Annotated in this window: 12 protein-coding genes; 5 read left to right on the top strand and 7 right to left on the bottom strand. The window is 72.5% G+C overall.

Annotated elements, in window-relative coordinates:
• Positions 1 to 402 precede the first annotated feature (402 nt).
• The gene (locus D452_RS0109290) at positions 403 to 2,628 is read right to left on the bottom strand and encodes a cytochrome c oxidase assembly protein (RefSeq protein WP_017543875.1); all 2,226 of its coding nucleotides are present in this window, start codon (positions 2,626 to 2,628) and stop codon (positions 403 to 405) included.
• A gap of 372 nt (positions 2,629 to 3,000) precedes the next feature.
• Between D452_RS0109290 and D452_RS0109285 the strand changes: the two genes are divergently transcribed.
• The 5 genes from D452_RS0109285 (at position 3,001) to D452_RS0109265 (ending at position 7,841) form a co-directional block, all read left to right on the top strand.
• The gene (locus D452_RS0109285) at positions 3,001 to 4,227 is read left to right on the top strand and encodes an amidohydrolase family protein (protein ID WP_017543874.1); all 1,227 of its coding nucleotides are present in this window, start codon (positions 3,001 to 3,003) and stop codon (positions 4,225 to 4,227) included.
• 137 nt (positions 4,228 to 4,364) lie between these two features.
• A complete protein-coding gene (ald, locus tag D452_RS0109280; RefSeq protein ID WP_017543873.1) occupies positions 4,365 to 5,483 on the top strand; it encodes an alanine dehydrogenase in 1,119 nt (372 codons plus the stop codon).
• 230 nt (positions 5,484 to 5,713) lie between these two features.
• On the top strand, positions 5,714 to 6,838 hold the full coding sequence (locus tag D452_RS0109275; RefSeq protein WP_026129129.1) for an enolase C-terminal domain-like protein: 1,125 nt from the start codon (positions 5,714 to 5,716) through the stop codon (positions 6,836 to 6,838).
• A 75-nt stretch (positions 6,839 to 6,913) separates the two neighbouring features.
• Complete coding sequence (locus D452_RS0109270; protein ID WP_026129128.1) at positions 6,914 to 7,369, top strand: MaoC family dehydratase; 456 nt, start codon at positions 6,914 to 6,916, stop codon at positions 7,367 to 7,369.
• A 28-nt stretch (positions 7,370 to 7,397) separates the two neighbouring features.
• Complete coding sequence (locus D452_RS0109265; protein WP_017543870.1) at positions 7,398 to 7,841, top strand: VOC family protein; 444 nt, start codon at positions 7,398 to 7,400, stop codon at positions 7,839 to 7,841.
• A gap of 36 nt (positions 7,842 to 7,877) precedes the next feature.
• On the opposite strand, the gene D452_RS0109260 is transcribed toward D452_RS0109265, so the two are convergent.
• From D452_RS0109260 to D452_RS0109235, 6 genes are all read right to left on the bottom strand, one after another.
• Positions 7,878 to 9,620, bottom strand: coding sequence for a glycosyltransferase (locus tag D452_RS0109260; RefSeq protein ID WP_017543869.1), 1,743 nt, complete (start codon positions 9,618 to 9,620; stop codon positions 7,878 to 7,880).
• The gene (locus tag D452_RS0109255) at positions 9,617 to 11,617 is read right to left on the bottom strand and encodes a glycosyltransferase family A protein (protein WP_026129127.1); all 2,001 of its coding nucleotides are present in this window, start codon (positions 11,615 to 11,617) and stop codon (positions 9,617 to 9,619) included. The genes D452_RS0109260 and D452_RS0109255 overlap by 4 nt, the downstream gene beginning before the upstream one ends.
• Before the next feature lie 162 nt (positions 11,618 to 11,779).
• Positions 11,780 to 13,456, bottom strand: a complete 1,677-nt coding sequence (locus tag D452_RS0109250; protein ID WP_017543868.1) for a glycosyltransferase — start codon at positions 13,454 to 13,456, stop codon at positions 11,780 to 11,782.
• Complete coding sequence (locus D452_RS0109245) at positions 13,453 to 15,492, bottom strand: glycosyl transferase family 2 (protein WP_026129126.1); 2,040 nt, start codon at positions 15,490 to 15,492, stop codon at positions 13,453 to 13,455. Before D452_RS0109245 ends, D452_RS0109250 begins: the two co-directional genes overlap by 4 nt.
• Before the next feature lie 86 nt (positions 15,493 to 15,578).
• Positions 15,579 to 16,613 carry a class I SAM-dependent methyltransferase gene (locus D452_RS0109240; protein ID WP_017543867.1) on the bottom strand — a complete coding sequence of 345 codons (1,035 nt, stop codon included), beginning with the start codon at positions 16,611 to 16,613 and terminating at the stop codon, positions 15,579 to 15,581.
• A gap of 244 nt (positions 16,614 to 16,857) precedes the next feature.
• On the bottom strand, positions 16,858 to 18,336 hold a 1,479-nt coding region (locus tag D452_RS0109235), incomplete at its 5' end, for an acyltransferase family protein (protein ID WP_017543866.1).

Here is an 18,336-nt window from a genome sequence, read left to right as displayed (position 1 = left end):
CTGGGGGGTGGCCCGTGTCCGTACTTGGCCCTGAATTGCCAGTCGCGCCACTCAACAGCACGACCGCCAAGTGCGGTGCGGGCACAGCACCATGCGCCGTCCCCGCCCTGAATAAACCGAGAAACCCCAAGGGGTACGGTTGAACCCGCACGAGACTACCTTTAGCTAATGGGAAAAACGGGTTGGCCGTAGAAAGGCTGCGCCACAGCACCCCAAGCCGTAGAACCCTCGCGGGACAGCAACCACAACCGCAGAACCCCACAGCAAACAGCAACCCCAACCCGTAGAGCGACCAACGGCGCCCAACCCCAGCCGGAGCACCAGTGGTGCCACGGGCAGCAAAGAGGGGGCGCACCCTCTCGGGCACGCCCCCTTCCACCTACTTACTCCACCTGCGGCTGATCAGTCCTTGGCGCTACTTTCCGGGGCCTCACCAGCTGGACCCTCACCAGCGGGGCCCTCACCAGCGGGGCCCTCACCAGCCGGGACCTCCTTGCCGCCCTTACCAACAGGCGCCGCACCCGCAGGCGCCCCACCCGAAGAAGCCCCTCCCGCCGCCGCTCGCGAACGGCGGTCCAGCTCGGCCAGGTAGGCGTTGTAGTCGTCCATGTCGGCGTCGTCGGAACCACCGCGGCGGCTGTGCCGCTCACGGCGGCGCTCCTGGCGCTCGTCGTCACGCGACCACTGCACCACCAGCGCCAGCATCACCATGACCGTGGGGATCTCCCCCAACGCCCAGGCGATGCCTCCGCCCGCGTACTGGTCGGCGGCCTGGTCGGTCATCCACGGGATGTCGAACTGCCCGTAGTACTGCATGGCCATCGGGGTGGCCTGCTCCATGATCGCGATGCCGAAGAAGGCGTGGAAGCCCATCGCCACGAGGAGGAGCAGGATGCGCAGCAGGAACGGGACCTTCCTGGGCGCCGGGTCGACACCGACGATCACCCAGTAGAAGAGGAAGCCCGAGACCAGGAAGTGCACGCCCATGAACAGGTGACCGAGGTGGTCGTTCATCAGGGTCGGGAACAGCGGGGTGAAGTACAGCGCGTACGGGCTGAACACGAAGATCGGCCCAGCGACGGCCGGGTGTGTCACGATCTGGGAGAAGCGGCTGTTCAGGAACGCGTTGAGCCACTCGCGCGGTCCCCGGTCGCCTCGGGTCTCGGCGGGCCGGAGCGCCCTCAGCGCCAGGGTGACCGGGGCGCCCAGGACCAGGAGGATCGGGGTGACCATGGCCAGCACCATGTGCTGGATCATGTGCATCGAGAACATGATCATCGCGTAGGTCGCGAACCCGCTGAGCTGTACCGCGACGATGGTCAGCAGCCCCAGGAGGAAGGCGGCGGTGCGGCCGACGGGCCACTTGTCACCGCGCTTGACCAGGCGTCGCACGCCTCCGAGGTACAGGAACGCGGCGACCGCGACGAACATGATGAAGAACAGGTCCGGTCGCCACAGGGTGAGGACGTTCTCCAGGCTCATCGCGGGCGGGATGGCGAAGCCCAGGATCGCGGCGGCCGGGTCGAGGGTGCCCTCGGTCGGCGGTGTCGGCGGCGCGGTCCGGCCCAGGCCGACGGACACACCCATGACGGCGGCCATGATCAGGACCTCCGCCCCGGCCAGGCGCAGGAAGCTCCGGCGGCGGAAGGAGTAGCCCACCTTCCCTCCGGGCGCGGCGTCGATCCGCGTCAGCACCCGGGTGCGGTGGGCGTAGCCGAGGAAGCCCAGGACCACGAACAGGGCGATCTTGACGAGGATGATCCGGCCGTACTCCGTGACGAACAGGTCGTCCAGGGAGTACAGCCGGGCCATGGCGCTCGCGGCGCCGCTGATCGCCACGCCCACGTAGGCCCACAGGGCCATCCGGCTGAACCGGTGGGCGGCGACGGCCGGTTCCTGCCCGTCCTTGCGCATGGCGTGGTAGGTGACCACGACCAGCCCACCCACCCAGGCGCAGATCGAGATCAGGTGCAGCGCCAGCCCGGTGACGGCGAGCTCGTGCGCCCCGGAGGAGGCGGCGTGACCGGTGAGCGCGGGCGGGGTGACCGCGACCAGGGACGCGACCAGCAGCCACAGGCCACCGGTGGCGGTGGTGATGGTGCGGCCGAACAGGGCGATGCCGGTGGTGATGAGGATGACGAACATCAGGGCGACGCCCGAGCCGATCGAACCGGCGAAGGCGGTGACCTCGTCGACGGTCACCTGGCCCGCGCGGCGACCGAGGAACTCGGCGGTCTGGAAGTACAGGGTGCCCACGGCCCCGAGGACCCACGCCAGCGCGGTCCAGGTGCCGGCGCGCACGTAGCCGACGGCCTGCGGGGAGAGCTGGCCCCTGTCAGAGCCGAGGAGGACGACCGCCATGAGCATGAGGCCGATGGTCAGGACGGCGGCGGTGTCCATGACCGTCTTGGCGATGGGCATGCCCCAGCGGACGAACTCACCGGAGTCGAACCGCTCCATGCCGGGGATGATCTGCGCGAAGACCGCGCCGCCCAGGATGAGGGTGGCGCCCAGGGCCACCGTGCACACGAGCACGGCGATCAGGGCGTAGACGGGGGCGTTCTCGGTGCCGGGTGCCTGGTCCTGGAGTTCCTTGGGGGATGTGTCGTTCTGGGCGGGAGGAGCCACGCGCCACTCCGTCGTCGAGTCGGTCAACTTGCAGGTCAGCGCCCCGGGCGCGAGGGCCTCCGCACTGCCGTCCGTCGGACTCCGGCGGGGACCTGGCGCGGAGGGACACCTCGACCAAGGTTAGTCCGTTTACTACACAGTGTCGGACTTGGGTCCGCTCGCCCACCCCCCTTGTGCCGGAAATCCCTTTCGCGGCCAATGGGACGCGGACCAGAAGTGACGTTTCCCCCTTCATCGGAGAGCCTTCGCGATACGCTCGTTCTCTCTACGGGAGGTCGCGGACCGCCCCCTCGTGCCCGTCACCCCTCGCCGCCGTGCCCCTCCACGGCCACCCGGTTCCACGAACGCAGAAGAGCACGAAGGGGGAGGGCGATGCCCGAGTTCGACAGTGTCATCCGTTCCACGCGGACGGTGGTCCCAGAAGGGATCAGGTCGGCCAGTGTGGGGGTGCGGGACGGCCGAATCGAGGCGGTCCGCCCCTACTCCGCCAGGATGTCCGCGCACGAGGTGGTCGACCTCGGCGACACCGCCCTGCTACCCGGCGCGATCGACCTCGGCACCGGCGTGCACGCCCCCGGGGAGGACCTGCCCGCCTCCTACCAGCGCGTGAGCACGTCCGCCCTGCGCGGCGGGGTCACCTGCGTCGTGGTCTCCCCCGCCCCGGGCCGACCCGCGATCACCTGTGCCGACTCCCTCCAGGTGCACCAGCGGGCGGCGGCGGGGACGGAGGTGTCGGTGCTCTTTCTGGGCGGGGTCACGCAGGGGACCAGCCCGCTGGACCTGGCCGACCTGCACGCCGGTGGGGTGGTGGCCTTCCAGGGGTCGCTGTCGGACGGGGGCGCCCCGGACATGGCGGCCCTGGGCGACGCCCGGTTGCGCAAGGCCATGGCGGAGATCGCCGCCCTGAACAGCCTGTTGTTGATGCACGCCGAGGACGCCCGCGAACTGGGCACCCCACCGGTGTCGGCGGAGCAGCGACCGCCCCGGGCCGAGCGGCGGGGTCTGGAGCGGGTGATCGCGGCGGCGCGCGTGGTGGGGGCGCGCACCCACGTGGCTCCCTTCACCGCCGCCGAGTGCGCCGCCCTGCTGGCCGCCGCCGGTGCGGTGGGGGTCGGGTTGACCGCGCACACCTGCCCGCACTACCTGTGCCTGCCCTCGGAGTTCCCCGGCCCGGGTTCTCCGGCGCACGCCTGCCGTCCCCCGCTGCGGTCCGACGCCAACCGCAAGGCGTTGTGGAGCTCCCTGCTGGAGCCGGACTCCCCGATCCTGACCGTCGGTTCGGGCCACCTGCCCGCCATCGGCCTGTACACCCTGGAGTGGAGCCTGCCCGCGTTGTGGACGGCGGCGCGCAGACGCGGTCGTTCCCTGTCCGACCTGGCCCGGTGGACCGCCAGGGCCCCCGCGGAGCTGCTGGGGCTGGGGGGTCGGGGCCGCGTCCAAGAGGGGTACGACGCCGACCTGGTGGCCTTCGAGGACCAGACGACCCTCGCGGTGCCGGATTCGGACCCGAGCCCGTACGCGGGGATGCGCCTCACCGGGAGGGTGCGCGGGACCTGGGTGGCGGGGCGCCCGACCCTCTCTGACGCACATCAGCCCTAGACCCGTGTCACACCACACACATCTGGCTTACAGCCTGTCAACATGGCTACGGATGGCTATGCACATTGGCGATAGCGTGGACGCGCCTTCGCAGGTCACAGTGGGAGGTATCAATGGCGATACCAGTTGGAGGAATCGTGCGCATCGGCGTGCCCCGCGAGATCAAGAACCACGAGTACCGTGTGGCGATCACCCCTGCGGGTGTCCACGAGCTGACCCGCCGGGGTCATGAGGTCTTCGTCGAACACGACGCCGGGGCCGGTTCCTCCATCACGAACGAGGAGTACCTCGCGGCGGGGGCCAGTATCCTGCCCACCGCCGACGAGGTCTGGGCCGCGGGCGACCTGATCCTCAAGGTCAAGGAGCCCGTCCCGGACGAGTACCACCGCATGCGTGCGGGGCAGACCCTGTTCACGTACCTGCACCTGGCCGCCTCCCGCGAGTGCACTGACGCTCTGCTGGATCGCGGGGTCACCGGTATCGCCTACGAGACCGTGCAGCTGCCCGACGGTTCGCTCCCGCTGCTCGCCCCGATGTCGGAGGTGGCCGGGCGGCTCGCCACGCAGGTGGGTTCGGTGACGCTCCAGCGCCCCAACGGCGGCCGGGGTGTCCTGATGGGCGGGGTTCCGGGGGTGCGCCCGGCCAACGTCACCGTGATCGGCGCCGGGGTGTCCGGGCTCAACGCCACCCAGATCGCGGTCGGCATGGGCGCGAACGTGACCGTGCTGGACCTGAACGTCCACAAGCTGAGGCACATGGACGCGCTGTACCGGGGCCAGGTCAAGACGGTGGTCTCCAACGCCTTCGAGCTGGAGCTGTCCGTCCTGGAGTCCGACATGGTCATCGGCGCGGTCCTGGTGCCGGGCGCCAAGGCCCCCAGGCTCATCTCCAACGAGCTGGTCTCGCGAATGCGTCCGGGTGCGGTGCTGGTCGACATCGCCATCGACCAGGGCGGTTGCTTCGAGGACTCGCGGCCGACCACGCACGACGACCCGACCTTCGCCGTGCACGACACCGTGTTCTACTGCGTGGCCAACATGCCGGGCGCCGTGCCGAACACCTCCACCCACGCCCTGACCAAGGACACCCTGAAGTACACGGTGGCCCTGGCGGAGAAGGGCTGGAAGCAGGCGCTGCGGGAGGACGCCTCGCTGGCCGAGGGCCTCAACACGTTCGAGGGTGACCTGGTCTACGCTCCGGTCGCCGAGGCGCACGGGATGAAGTACCGCGAACTCGACGAGGTGCTCGCCTCCTAGTCGCGCGAGCGGTTGGCGGGAGGGGGTCGTCCGTACGGGCGGCCCCCTCCTCAGTGTGGGTGGACGAACCCCCACGCACCCCGACCAAACCCGCCCGACCTGGGGTCAGCCGCGGAATCCGTGCCTCGGGACGGGGTGGTCGGGCCGGACGGGCGGGGGTACCGTCGAGGGGTGGCCCCTCCGATGGCGGGGCCCGTGACCGGGGCCCGAACACATGAGGTGGGACTGTAGTGACACACACCGGAGCGGTAACGGTGACCCGGATCGTCGAGCTCGAACTCGTGCGGCTGCGGCCGTCACTGGCCGGGCGCGGCTCCGACGGGTCCGTTCCCGTGCTGGTCCGGGTGTCCGACGGACAGGTGAGCGGCTGGGGCGAGGTGTCCCGGGCCACCGCCGACCAGTGGGAGGCGCTCGTCCGCGACTTCGCGCCCGCCCTCCTGGACCACACCTGGCGCCGCCCCACCGAGGTGGCCGACGCCTTCGCGGACCTGCCCTGGGACCCCGCGCTGAGCGGTGCCCTGGACACCGCGTGCTGGGACCTGTGGAGCCGCCAGCGATCCACACCGCTGGCGCACGCGCTGGGCGGTGAGCGCACCGCGCTCACCGCGGGGGTGACCCTGCCCCGGCAGGCGACCCTGGAGTCAGTGGTCACGGAGGTGAACCGGAGGGTCGGCGCGGGATTCCGGCGGATCCGGCTGGAGGTCGAGCCGGGCTGGGACACCGACGTGATCCGGGCCGTGCAGTCGAGTTTCCCGTTCCTCGTCCTCCAGGTGGACGCGGGCGGACGCTACACGGAGTCCACCGCGGACCTGGACGCGCTGCGGTCGTTGGACGCGCTCGGGCTGTTGGCGATCGAGGACCCGTTCGCCGCCGGTGACCTGGGCGCGCACGCGCGCCTGTCGGCCGAGCTGCGCACCCCCGTGGCCCTGTACCGGTCGCTGTCGTCGGTGGACGATCTGCGCGAGGCGGTGCTGGCCGAGGCGGGGCGCGCGGTGAACGTGGACCCGGCACGGCTGGGCGGGTTGACCGAGGCCCGGCGCGCGGTGGACCGGGCGGTGGACGCGGGCTGGGGCGTGTGGTGCGGTTCCTCGGCGGTGACCGGGGTGGGCCGCGCGGCGACGGTCGCGCTGGCCTCGCTGTCCGGCGCGACCCTGCCGGTGGAGATGCCGAGTTCCAGTAGTCGTGGCCGTGACCTGGTGATTCCCCCGGTGCGCGCGCACGACGGCGTGGTGCCGGTCCCGCTCGCCGAGAGCGGTCTGGGGCACGACGTGGACCGGGTGGCCCTGTCCGGGTACACCGCGAGGACCCTGGTCCTGGACGCGCGCTCGAACCGGGCGTCGGACAACACCCCATAACCGAACAGCGTTAGGTATCCTGTCGCTCACCGCGTCCGGCCCCGACACCGGACCCCCGACGCACGTGGAGGCGTGGTGCGCGTATTCGCCGACGTCCAGGAGGTCGTCGCGGCCCAGGGAGAGCACCTGGGCCGGACCGACTGGCTGACCATCACCCAGGACCGCATCGACCTGTTCGCCGACGCGACCGACGACCACCAGTGGATCCACCAGGACGCCGAGCGCGCCGCCGAGGGTCCCTTCGGCGCCACCATCGCGCACGGCTACCTGTCGCTGTCGCTGTTGGCGCACTTCTCCCAGAGCGTCTTCTCCCTCACAGTGAAGCCGCGGATGTCCATCAACTACGGCCTCAACAAGGTGCGCTTCCTCCAGCCGGTCACCGTGGGGTCGCGGGTGCGCGACGCCGTGCTGCTCGGCGAGGTGAAGCCGACCCCCAGGGGCTACCTGGTCTCCACCGAGCACACTGTGGAGATCGAGGGTCAGGAGCGCCCCGCCCTGGTCGCCGAGGCGCTCGGCCTCTGGGTTCCCTAGGCAGGGCCCCGCGACGTACCCTCGCGGTATGGACGAACTCCCGCCGCGTCTGACCGTGGTCACCCTCGGAGCCCGCGACCTGCCGGAGCTGCGCCGGTTCTACCTGGCCCTCGGCTGGGAGGAGGTGCCGTCCGGTTCGGACGGGTGGACGGGGTTCCTGGTGGGCGGTGTCCTGCTGTCCCTGTTCCCCGTGGCGGAACTGGCCACCGAGGCGTCCGACGGCGTGCTGCCCGCCCCGACCGGCTGGTCGGGGTTCACCCTGGCCTGCAACGTGGACGAGCGCGCACAGGTCGACGGGGCGTTCGCGTCTGCCGTCCGGGCGGGTGCCGAGGTCGTGGCCGAACCGACGGACCGCCCCTGGGGAGGGCGGTCCGCCTACGTCGCGGACCCGGAGGGCAACCGCTGGGAGATCGCGTGGGCGCCGGGCGCTCGGTTCGACGACAGGGGAGCGCTCACCTCCTTCGGCGGCTGACCCCGTCGGCGTTACCGACCTCCATGGTCAGTACACCTAGCGCACCATGCGGCGCAGGGCCCGGCGCACCAGGCCCGGGGTGAACCAGCGCAGCTTGCGTTCGGCCCGCTCGGCCCTGCGGCGCATGCGGTCCGCTCGGGCCCGGGCCTGTTCCAGTTCCCCCTGGAGCAGGGCCACGTCCTGTGGGTCGGCCTCCTCCTGCCGCGCGGCAGCCGGGGACTCCAGCCGGGCCTCCTCGTCGTCCGTCGCGAGGACCAGGTCCGTCGCGGGCATCCAGTGGATGCCGTGGACCTCCTCCACCAGCCGGTCCAGGTCCCGGCCGGTCACCTCGGGGTCGAGGTGGCGGGCGCGGGCGAAGGCGGCGGTCCGCTCCAGGCGCAGCATCCCCTCCTCCGCCGTGAGGGCGCCCGGCATGGGCGCGCAGAGCAGCCCCACCGCCTGGGTGTCACAGGCGTGGACCATCTCCGCCAGGGCCCTGGGGTACGGTTCGGCGCCGGCCTCCAGGTACAGGCGGTAGGGCACGCGGGGATCCGTGCTCGGTTCGCTCTCGACGAACCGCACGCGCGGGTCGCCCCGGAAGGTCTCGTGGGCCAGCCTCAGGTCGAGGACGTCCTCCTCCAGCGGGGAGCGGCGCTCCTCGTCCAGTGCGCCCCACGGGCCCACCATCCACAGGCGCAGGTCCGGGGTCGTCCCGGAGAGCAGGGCCGAGGCGGTGGCGTCGATTTCCTCCAGGGTGCGGTCCGCGGCGTCCAGCACGACGTCGACCAGCGGCACCTCCCACTGGCGCTCGGGCTGCTTGCGCCGCAGGTGGAAGTCGGGCACCCGGTTGGCCACGTAGGGCTTCCGGTAGCGGGTCCCGGCGTCCCTCTTCTCCTGCATCTGCGAGCGCCCCAGGTGCCAGCTGCTGGTCTCCAGGTCCGGAACGAAGAAGGCTCCCCGTTGGGCCACCCGGTGGCCGAACTCGCTGTCCCCGCCCAGGATCATGGCCGGATCCAGGCCGCCCGCCGCGTCGAACAGGCTCCGGTGCAGCGATCCGGTCGCCCCGACGAACACCTTGAAGGCCTCGTGGTGGGCCGAGCGCAGTCGGTCGTGCCGGTCGATGAACCGCTCCACCCAGTGCGGGTCGGCGCCCTCCAGGTCGAAGAGCGCCTCGGCGCGGCCGGCGGCCACCTCGTCCCGGACGTGCTCCGGGGTCATCGCGGACGGGTCGAAGTCCACGAACATCTTGTGGCCCATGACCACGGCGTAGTCCACCACGTGGTGCCAGCGCATCTGGGACTCCACGTGCTCGCGGTAGACGAGCATGTCCGCGTCCAGGCGCAGGACCACCTGCCCGGACGAGTCCGCGACCCCGGTGTTGACGGCGTGCGCCGAACCCCAGCCGCCGGGGTCGGAGGTGATGAGGCGCGTGTGCTCCGGGCGCACCTCGGGCAGTGCGAGCGGCACGGGCGAACCGTCGTCCACCACGACCACCTCCATGAGGTGCGCCGGGTAGCTCTGCGCCGCCAGCGAGGCCAGCACCATCGCCAGTTTCTCCGGCTGACCGTGCGCCGGGATCACCACGCTCACCAACAGCGTCGGCGTCCACTCCCCCAGCTGGGGCGGGTCCAGTCGCGCGTAGTCGTTGCGGAACACCAGGGGCTGTCGCGGGGACGCCGCGAGCCGCCCGGTGTCCTCCCCTCCCAGGGGCTGCCCCTGTTCCGGGACCACCCCGACCCGTACCCGGGTGTCGGCCCGCTCCCCCGACTGGCGTTCCGAGACGTTGTCCGCACTGGTCACGACTGTCCTCCCGTGTACTCGGTGGTCCGGAGCAGTGTCCTCGCCGGGCCCGGGTCCGGCTGGCCCAGCGGGGCGGGCGCGCCCTCCAACAGGGCGCTCGGCCGCCACCCGGACCACTGCCGGGTGCTCCTGCGAAGGAAGTAGCCCATGTCGGCGCCCCAGGTGTGCCCCTGCCCGGCGCGGCGCAGCAGGTAGCCGAGGCCGTGGGTGCGATAGATCCGCCCGCTGCTGCGGCGCACCGCCAGGAGCAGCTGGCTGTCGATCGCCCTGGGCAGGGGACGGAACCCGCCGACGTCGCGCAGGACGGAGCGGTCGATGACGATCGTGCTGCCCACCACGTCCGGCGACGGCTTCTCGGTCTGGTAGCTCCGCCACACGGTGAGGTCGAGTTCCTCCAGGTACACGAGGTCCTGGGTGACACCGACCAGGTCGGCGCAGGCGTAGGTGCGCGCCATCAGCATGTCGGCGAGGTGTTCGGGTCCGTACCAGTCGTCGTCGTCCCACTTGGCGATCACGCTGCCGGACGTGCGGTCCACCGCGTCGTTGAGGACCGCGCCGAACACCTGGTCCGCCGGGGCCTCGTGCACGGTGATCGGTCTGCCGGTGGCCGCGAAGTCCGCCACGGCCGCACGGACCTCGGGCAGCTCGGCGGAGAACCCGTGCAGGGCCAGGACCAGCTCGAACCGCACCCCGCGCTGCCGGGCCACCTGGGCGAGGGCGAACCCCACCAGCTCGGGCCGCCGCGTGCACAGCATCACCGACACCAGGGGTTCGGGCGGAATCGGCACCCCGGCCCGGGTTGCCAGGGCGCGCCAACGGGCCAGCTGGCCGTGGGTACGCAGGGCGGCGCGCCGCAGCCGGACGCTGTGCTCCTCCCGGCTGAGGGGGTCGGCCAGCGCCGTCGCGTCCAGGCTGGTGAGTACGGTGGTGAGCTCCGGCCCGAGCCCGGCCGCCCACTCGGGAGCGGGTCCGCTGACCACGGGGACCCCTCCGGCGGCCAGGGCGACGACCGCCCGGACGACGGCGACCGGGTTCGTGTGCCCGGACCAGTCCACACGCACGCCGCGCAGGTAGCGAGCGCGGCCGATGTCGAGGTCGGTGAGCGTGCCGTCCTCGGGGACGGTGCTCAGTACCCGCTCGCCCTCGCGGAGGACGCAGCGCCCGCCGCGGGCCGACAGGTCGCCCATGGGGCCGCCCGCCTTCTTGGTGAAGCCGACGGGGTTCACGCACTGCTCGTCGACGGGGGCCAGCGCGGTGACGGGGTCGGGTTCGCCGACCCGGGCCCCGGAGCTGGGCAGGTCGAGGTGCGGGACGACGGAGTCCTCCCACGGCGGAAGTTCTCCATCAGCGGCACGGACCACGATGTCGGCCACGGGTGAGACCCGGCGCAGCGGTACCGGACCGGTCGCGCTGACCCCGGTGGCGGCGACGTCGCCCGGCCGCCACCGCGCCCCGCCCGTCCCGTGGACCCCCGCCAGGGGTGTGGCCCGTCGGCCGCGCCGCCCGCCCGTGGTTCCGTGCAGGACGCAGTCGAGTGCCTGGCCGGTCTCGACGGAGTTGGGAAAGTACAGTTCGCAGACCCAGCCGCGCTTGCCCAGGCGGCGGACGCGCATCTCCAGGAGGTCGTTCCACTCGTCGATGCCCGGCGGACTCGGGACGAGGGGACCGCGGTGCCCCGGCGTGTCGGCGACCACCACGACCAGGTGGACGGTGGGGGGCAGGGCGTTGACGGTGACGAGGCTGCGGCGCAGGTCGGTGAGGCTGGCTGCGACCACCGCGACGAGCCCGACCGCCTCGGGCTGGCCGTCCCCGCCCACCCCGGCGACCTCGATCGGTTCCCCGAGGGGGTGCGTGTCGAGGTCGACCGTCAGGTCGTCGGAGCGCAACCGCAGGCCGGAGAGCGCCTCCAGGGTCGACGCGTGGTCCCCGGTGTGGCAGAGGACCGCCGCTTCGTCGCCGCGAGTGCGCAACGCCTGGCGTAGGACTGAGCTGATCATCGGCGACCCCGGGGTTCGGAGTGGGTGGAGGTGCGAACCGGTCCTGTCCGGTCACACCGCCCACCCTAGCCACTCAGGTTACACACGGTGACTTACCGTCACGGCGTGTCTGTACGTGGACAGAACCCCCCCGGCCCCAGGCCGCGACCCGGCCCGCCTCCGCTAGCGGGCCAGCTTGCGCAGTATCCTCCGGGTCAGTCCGGGGGTGAACCAGCGCAGCTTGCGTTCGGCCCGCTCCGCTCTGGCCCGGAGGCGGTCGGCTTCTGCCAGGGCACGGTCCAGCCGTCTCTGGATGACCTCCGGTCTCTCCTTGGGAGCGTCCTCGGCCTCGGTGCCGACCACGAAGCCCTCCCCCGGAATCCAGTGCGTCCCGTGGGTCCGCTCCACCACCCGGTCCAGGTCCGTCCCGGTCGCCTCCGGTTCCAGGTGCAGGGCACGGGCGTAGGCGGAGGCGCGTTCGAGGCGCAGGACCCCGTCGCCCCGGGTGGCGCCGGGCAGGGGCGCGCAGAGCAGTCCGGCGCCCTCCCGGTCGATCTCCTTGACGAGGTCGCGCAGGGCGTCGGCGGCCGGGACGGCCCCGGCCCCCACGGTCAGGCGGAAGGTGACGCACGGATCGCGGTCGGGGGCGGTCTCCACGAACCGCACTCGGGGGTCGCCCCGGAAGGTCTCCTGAACCAGGCGCGTGTCCAGGGCCTCCTCGTCGAGGGGGGAGCGCCGCCCGTCGTCCAGCGAGTCCCAGGGCCCCACCATCCACAGGCGCAGGTCCGGGGTGGTCCCGGACAGCAGGGCCGACGCGGTGGCGTCGACCTCCTCCAGGGTGTGGCCCGTGGCGTCCAGCACGACGTCGACCAGCGGCACCTCCCACTGGCGTTCGGGGAGCTTGCGCCGCAGGTGGAAGTCGGGCACCCGGTTGGCCACGTACGGCATCCGATAGCGGGTGCCCGCGTCGCGCCGGGTCTGCATCTGGGAGCGGCCCAGGTGCCAGCTGCTGGTGTCCAGGTCCGGGACGAAGACCGCGCCGCGCTGGGCCACCCGGTAGGCGAACTCGGTGTCGCCGCCCAGGATGAGGGCGGCGTCCAGTCCCCCCGCCGCGTCGAACAGGGTCCGGTGCAGCGATCCGGTGGCACCGATGAACACCTTGTAGGACAGGCGTCCGGCGGTGCGCAGCCGGTCGTTCCTGTTGATCAGCCGTTCCACCCAGTGCGGGTCGGCGGTCTCCGGGTCGAAGAGGGCCTCGGCGCGTCCGGCGGCCACCTCGGCGCGCACGTGCTCCGGGGTCATCGCGGCCGGGTCGAAGTCCACGAACAACTTGTGGCCGAGGGCGACCCCGTAGTCGATCTGGTGGTGCCAGCGCATCTGGGACTCCACGTGCTCGCGATAGACGAGCATGTCGGCGTCCAGGCGCAGGACGACCTGTCCGGAGGAGGCGGCGACCCCGGTGTTGACGGCGTGCGCCGAACCCCAGCCGCCGGGCGCCGAGGTGATCAGACGGGTGTTCTCCGGGCGCACCCGCGGCAGGGTGAGGGGTTCGGGTGACCCGTCGTCCACCACGACGACCTCCATGAGGTGGTCCGGGTAGCTCTGGGCCGCCAGCGAGGCCAGTACCAGCGCGAGCTTCTCCGGCTGGCCGTGCGCCGGGATCACCACGCTCACCGACAGTGTGGGCGTCCACTCCCCCAGCGGGGGCGGGGTCAGCGGGGCGTAGTCGTTGCGGCGCAGCCGGGGCTGGTCGCCGAAGTCCGCCGCGCCTCGCGGGAGCGGCTGTCCGGGGACGGTCTCCGGGTCCGTGGCGGGTACCGGATCCACGGCCGGGACGGTGTGTTCTTCGGTACTGGTCAAGGGTGTCCCCCCGTGTGCTGTGTGGTCACGGCCGGGCTCGCGGCTGCGGCACCGCTCCCCAGCGGAGCGGGCTCGCCCTCAAGGAGGGAGCTGGGACGCCAGCCGGACCACTGTCGGGCGTAGTTGTGCAGGAAGTAGGCCATGTCCTCGGACCAGGTGTGTCCGCCGCCGGTGCGGCGCAGCACGTAGCCCAGCCCGTGGGTGCGGTGGACGCGGCCACCGCCCCGGGTGACGGCGATGAGCAGTTGGGTGTCGATGGCGCGGGGCAGCGGGCGGAACCCGCCGGTCTCCTCCAGCACCACGCGGTCGGTAAGGATGGTGCCCCCGGCGATGAACCGGGTGGCGGTCTCGGACTCCCGGCTGCGCCAGACCATGAGGTCGATCTCCTGGAGGAAGACGAAGTCCTGGCCGGTGCCGACCAGCTCGGCCCCGGAGTAGGTACGGGCCAGAACCAGGTCGGCGAGGTGTTCGGGGCCGTACCAGTCGTCGTCGTCCCACTTGGCGATGAGGTCTCCGGAGGCCCGGGCGACGGAGTCGTTGAGCACGGCGCCGAAGACCCGGTCAGCGGGTGCCTCGTGAACGACCAGGGGCAGGCCGGTGGACCGGTGGGCGTCGATCGCCGCGCGCACCTCGGGCAGCGACGCCGGGAATCCGTGCAGGGTGAGCACGGTCTCCGCCTCCACCCCGCGCTGCCGGGCGATCTGGGCGAGGGCGAACCCCACCATGTCGGGGCGGCGGGTGCACAGGATGACGGAGATCCGGGGGGCCGGGGGCACGGGCACCCCGGCCTCGGCCGCCAGCGCGCGCCAACGCGAGCGCTGGCCGTGGGTGTACAGGGCCGCGCGGCGCAGGCGCACGCTGTGCTCCTCGCGGGCCAGCCGGTCGGACAGGTCGGCGTCGGTCGCGGAGTCGAGCAGCGCGGTGAGCGGGGCGCCCAGTCCCGCAGCCCAGGTGGGGACCGGTCCGCTGACCAGCGGGACACCACCCGCGGCGAGGGAGGCCACAGCGCGCACGGCGGCGTGGGGGCCGCGGTGGCCGGACCAGTCCACCCGCACGCCGCGCAGGTGGCGCAGACGGGACAGGTCCACGTCCGTGACCGTCCCGTCCGGGGCGACCGCGACCAGCTCCCTGCGGCCGTCGGCGATGACGGCGCGGTCGCCGCGCAGGGTGAGGTCGGCCAGGGGCCCCTTCTCGGCCTTGTTGAAGCCGGTGGGGTTGACGGTGGTCTCGTCGATGGGCGCGATCCGCTGGACGGGGTCCGCGTCGGGGCGGTCGGTGGTCAGGAGCGCGGAGCGGGACGCCTGCTCGTAGCCGTCCGGGCCGGTCAGTGCCTCCCAGGAGTCGGTGCCGGTGGTGGTCCGGTCCAGGACGGGCACGGTCTCGTCGGTCCACACGGGCGGGGACGTGGCGCCGTGCACGCGCAGCGCGAGGTCGCCCACCGGGGTGACCCGGCGCAGCGGGACCGGCCCCTCCTGCGCCACGCCGTGGGCGCCCGTGTCACCGGGCCGCCACAGGGCCGCCTCGGCGCCGTTCAGGCCGACCAGGGGTGTGACGGCCGGGCCCCGGCGTCGACCACGGGTGCCGTGGAGGACCGCGTCCAGGACCGGGGCGGACTCGGTGGCGTTGGGGAAGAACAGCTCGCACACCCAACCCCGGCTGCCCACACGGCGCACCCGCAGCTCCTGGAGGTCGCGCCACTGGCCCATGCCCGGTCCCGCCGGGACCGGGGGCTCCTGGTGGCCGGGGGTGGCGACGAGGGCCACCACCACGTGCACGGCGCGGGGCAGGTGGACGGCGGCGGTGAGGACCCGGTGGAGGTCGGTGGTGGTGGCCGCGACCACAGCCACCAGCCCCGCCACCCGGTCGTCGTCGAGGACGGGTTCGCCGAGGGGCCGGGCGTCCAGGTCCAGGATCACGTCGGCGGGTGCGGTGGGCAGTCCGGCCAGTTCGGCCCGGGTGTCGGTGCCGGTGTGGCAGAGCACTGCCGGTTCCTTGCCGCGAGCGCGCAGGGCGTTCCGAAGGACGGTGGTGATCATCGGGTGGCCTTCGAGGTCGGGCGGCGGCTGGGGGCGGGCTGCCGTGCGGTGTCGGGAACGGAAGCGGGGTGGGGGACGGTGACGGGTCAGGGGGCCTGACGGGTGAACACGTGGGCGCCCTTCTCCGAGGGCTCCTCAGTGCGGCGCAGGCCGAACTCGGCGACCCACCGGTCCCCCAGCGCGCGCTCGTCGGGCCGGTCGGCGTCGTCCAGGACGACCACGGCGTCGTCGGTGCAGTGCGGCAGGATCGCCGGGACCGCCGGGTACCTGGCCTGTACGCCGGTGGCCTGGGGCGGCCCGTCCACGAACAGCAGGCCGACACGGTCCAGGTCGGTCAGGCGGGAGGGGTCGTACCACAGGGGCTGGGACTCGACCGGACCGTCGGGTTCGGCCCCGGCCAGTTCGGGCTTGATCTCGGTGAGCGGTGCGTGGCGGACCTCCACGACGTCGTCGAGGCCGTGCGCCGCGACCAGGTCCCGGCTGAGCTCCGCGTACCGTTCCTCGTGCTCGATCGCGACCAGGCGGCCGGTTCCCGCCCTGCGCAGCGCGTAGCCGATCCACACGCTGGAGGCGCCGCTGCCGCACTCCACCACGAGTTCGGGGCGGTGGCGGTCGATCAGCCGGACGAGCAGGCGCAGCACGTCCGGGGACGCGGCCCAGCCGCGCAGCGCGGGCATGAAGGGTGCGACGTCCAGGTACGCGCGCAGCTCGGACCAGGCGACCTGCTGCTCGTAGTCGTGTCGGCCCTGGACGGTGACGGCCCGCTGGATCTCCCTGCTGGCCCTGGGCAGGGCGTGGTCCTGGATCCGAACCAGGCGCTCGCCCACCCCGTCGAGGGAGCGGGTGATCTCCAGGCGGTCCTGACCGAGTACCTCGGTGACCCTGCGGGTGTGACCGTCGACGGAGGCGGCCAGGGCCCGGATCGAGCGCCGGAGCGTCCACAGGCCCGCGCCGAGCGCGCACACCAGCCCGCCGAGCAGGAGCACGGCGGTGGCGATCACGGCCTCCCCCCAGCTCAGTACGGCCAGGACCCCCAGTACGGACGGAAGGGCGAGCACGGTCAGGCCGAGGACGGCACCGATCGCCAGGAGGGGTTTGGCTCTTCGGCGGAGCGTGCGCAAGGGGGACCTCCACGGGGGTCGCGTGGCAGCGGGAATCGGGGGAGATCCGGGCTTTATCGAGAAAGGCCCGGACACTTTCGACACTAACTCCTCAAAGCGCCCTCGGAGTTGTTCACCGGGGAAATCGAAACCCGAAGGGGAAGCAATTCCCCCGGCGTTCACCAACGCATCATCGTTGTTTCACGTCCGGACACTTCTGCGTCCGCAACGCACGTGAACCCACCTCGCCGTCAGCCGGGCCGGGTCACCAGCCGGTGGCCGCGGCCAGGGCCTCCTCCATCGCCGGACCGAGCGTGCGGGCATAGGTCGCGGTGATGTGTGAGTGGTCCCAGAACACCAGGATGTTGCCGACGACCGCGTTGCAGTGGCCGTCGGGGCACACCTGATCGGTGAGGTCCATCAGGGTGACGTTGGGCGGCAGCTCGACCAGGGTGGCGGGGTCCACCTCGTCCTGGCTGGCCGAGACCGCCGACACGCACTGGTCGACCGGCCCCGCCTCCACGCACTCCGCTCCCCTGTAGGTCAGCCGGGGCAGGTCCCGCAGACCGATCACCTCGATCCCCAGCCCGTCCAGCCACTCCCACATCTCCAGGAATCCGTCGTGGACCCTCTCCGTGTCCAGTGTGGAACGAGTGGAGGAGGTCAGGACGGCGTCCGGGCCCAACTCCTCCAGCTCGGCCATCGCCTTGGCCTTCCACACCTCGCACTCGTCGAAGACCGCACCGTCACGCTGGTAGGTCTCGGTGCTGAACTGGCAACCGCTCTTGGTGAAGGAGACCAGCCGCCATCCCCGGGCGTCGGCGGCCGCCTGCACGGCCGGGTGCCAGTGGGCGACCCGCGAGGCGCCCACCATGGCGATGGTGCGCTCGGCGTCGGCGGGTCCGGTGTCGCAGACCACCAGCTCCTCCGAGGCGAGCGTGACGTGGCAGCCCTCCTGGTGGTGCCAGGACAGGTCCTGACGGGCGTCCGCCGGGTCGGGCCGGACCGGGACGTCGGCCAGGACCGCGGCCAGGTCGGGATCGGCGACCACCTGGGCCCCGGGGTAACTGCCGGCGGCGGCCAGCTCCTGGGCGCGCTCGGCCCGTTCCCGGTCGATACGGTCGGTCCACAGCAGCGAGGCGGCCAGCACCGGGACGATCAGCGCCGCGGCGATACCCGACGACCACGCGGGGGTACGTCGGGTGACCGGACGGGTGAAGCGGTCCAGGCCCCCCTCCACGAAGCGGTGGGTCAGCCAGGCCAGGAGCAGGGACGCCCCGAAGACGCCCAGGCCGCCGAGCGGCGTGGCCAGGGAACGCCCGGTGGCCTCCAGGTAGCAGACCAGGACCGGCCAGTGCCACAGGTAGAGGGAGTAGGAGAACCTGCCGAGTACGGTGAGCGGCCCCCAGGTGAGCAGGCGGTCGGCTCCGCGCGGACTGCCGGTGGTCCCGGCGAGGATCACCAGGACGGCGGCGCCGGTCGGCCACAGGGCGACGTAGCCGGGGAAGAGCGTGGGCACCGAGAGGAGCAGCCCGCAGGAGACCAGGGCGGCCAGGCCGAACCACCCCAGGAACACCCGCAGGCGCAGGGGCAGCTTCACGCGGTGGACGACCAGGGCCAGGATTCCGCCCAGGGCCAGTTCCCAGAGGCGGGCGCCCGTGTCGAAGTAGGCCCAGGCCTGGTCGCGGGCGGTGACCGACACCGAGTAGCTCAGGGACAGCGCGAACACCGCCGTGACCAGCGC

Source organism: Nocardiopsis prasina DSM 43845, from assembly GCF_000341265.1.
In the GTDB taxonomy this organism is placed as follows: Bacteria; Actinomycetota; Actinomycetes; order Streptosporangiales; family Streptosporangiaceae; genus Nocardiopsis; species Nocardiopsis prasina.
Note: the sequence above shows the minus strand (reverse complement) of the source record. Positions and strands in the feature narration are given on the sequence as shown.

What these genes read in the sequence shown, in the direction of transcription:
- D452_RS0109245 (WP_026129126.1), bottom strand. Translation starts at nt 15,492, where the DNA reads ATGATCACCACCGTCCTTCGGAACGCCCTGCGCGCTCGCGGCAAGGAA.
- D452_RS0109255 (WP_026129127.1), bottom strand. Translation starts at nt 11,617, where the DNA reads ATGATCAGCTCAGTCCTACGCCAGGCGTTGCGCACTCGCGGCGACGAA.
- D452_RS0109265 (WP_017543870.1), top strand. Translation starts at nt 7,398, where the DNA reads ATGGACGAACTCCCGCCGCGTCTGACCGTGGTCACCCTCGGAGCCCGC.
- D452_RS0109285 (WP_017543874.1), top strand. Translation starts at nt 3,001, where the DNA reads ATGCCCGAGTTCGACAGTGTCATCCGTTCCACGCGGACGGTGGTCCCA.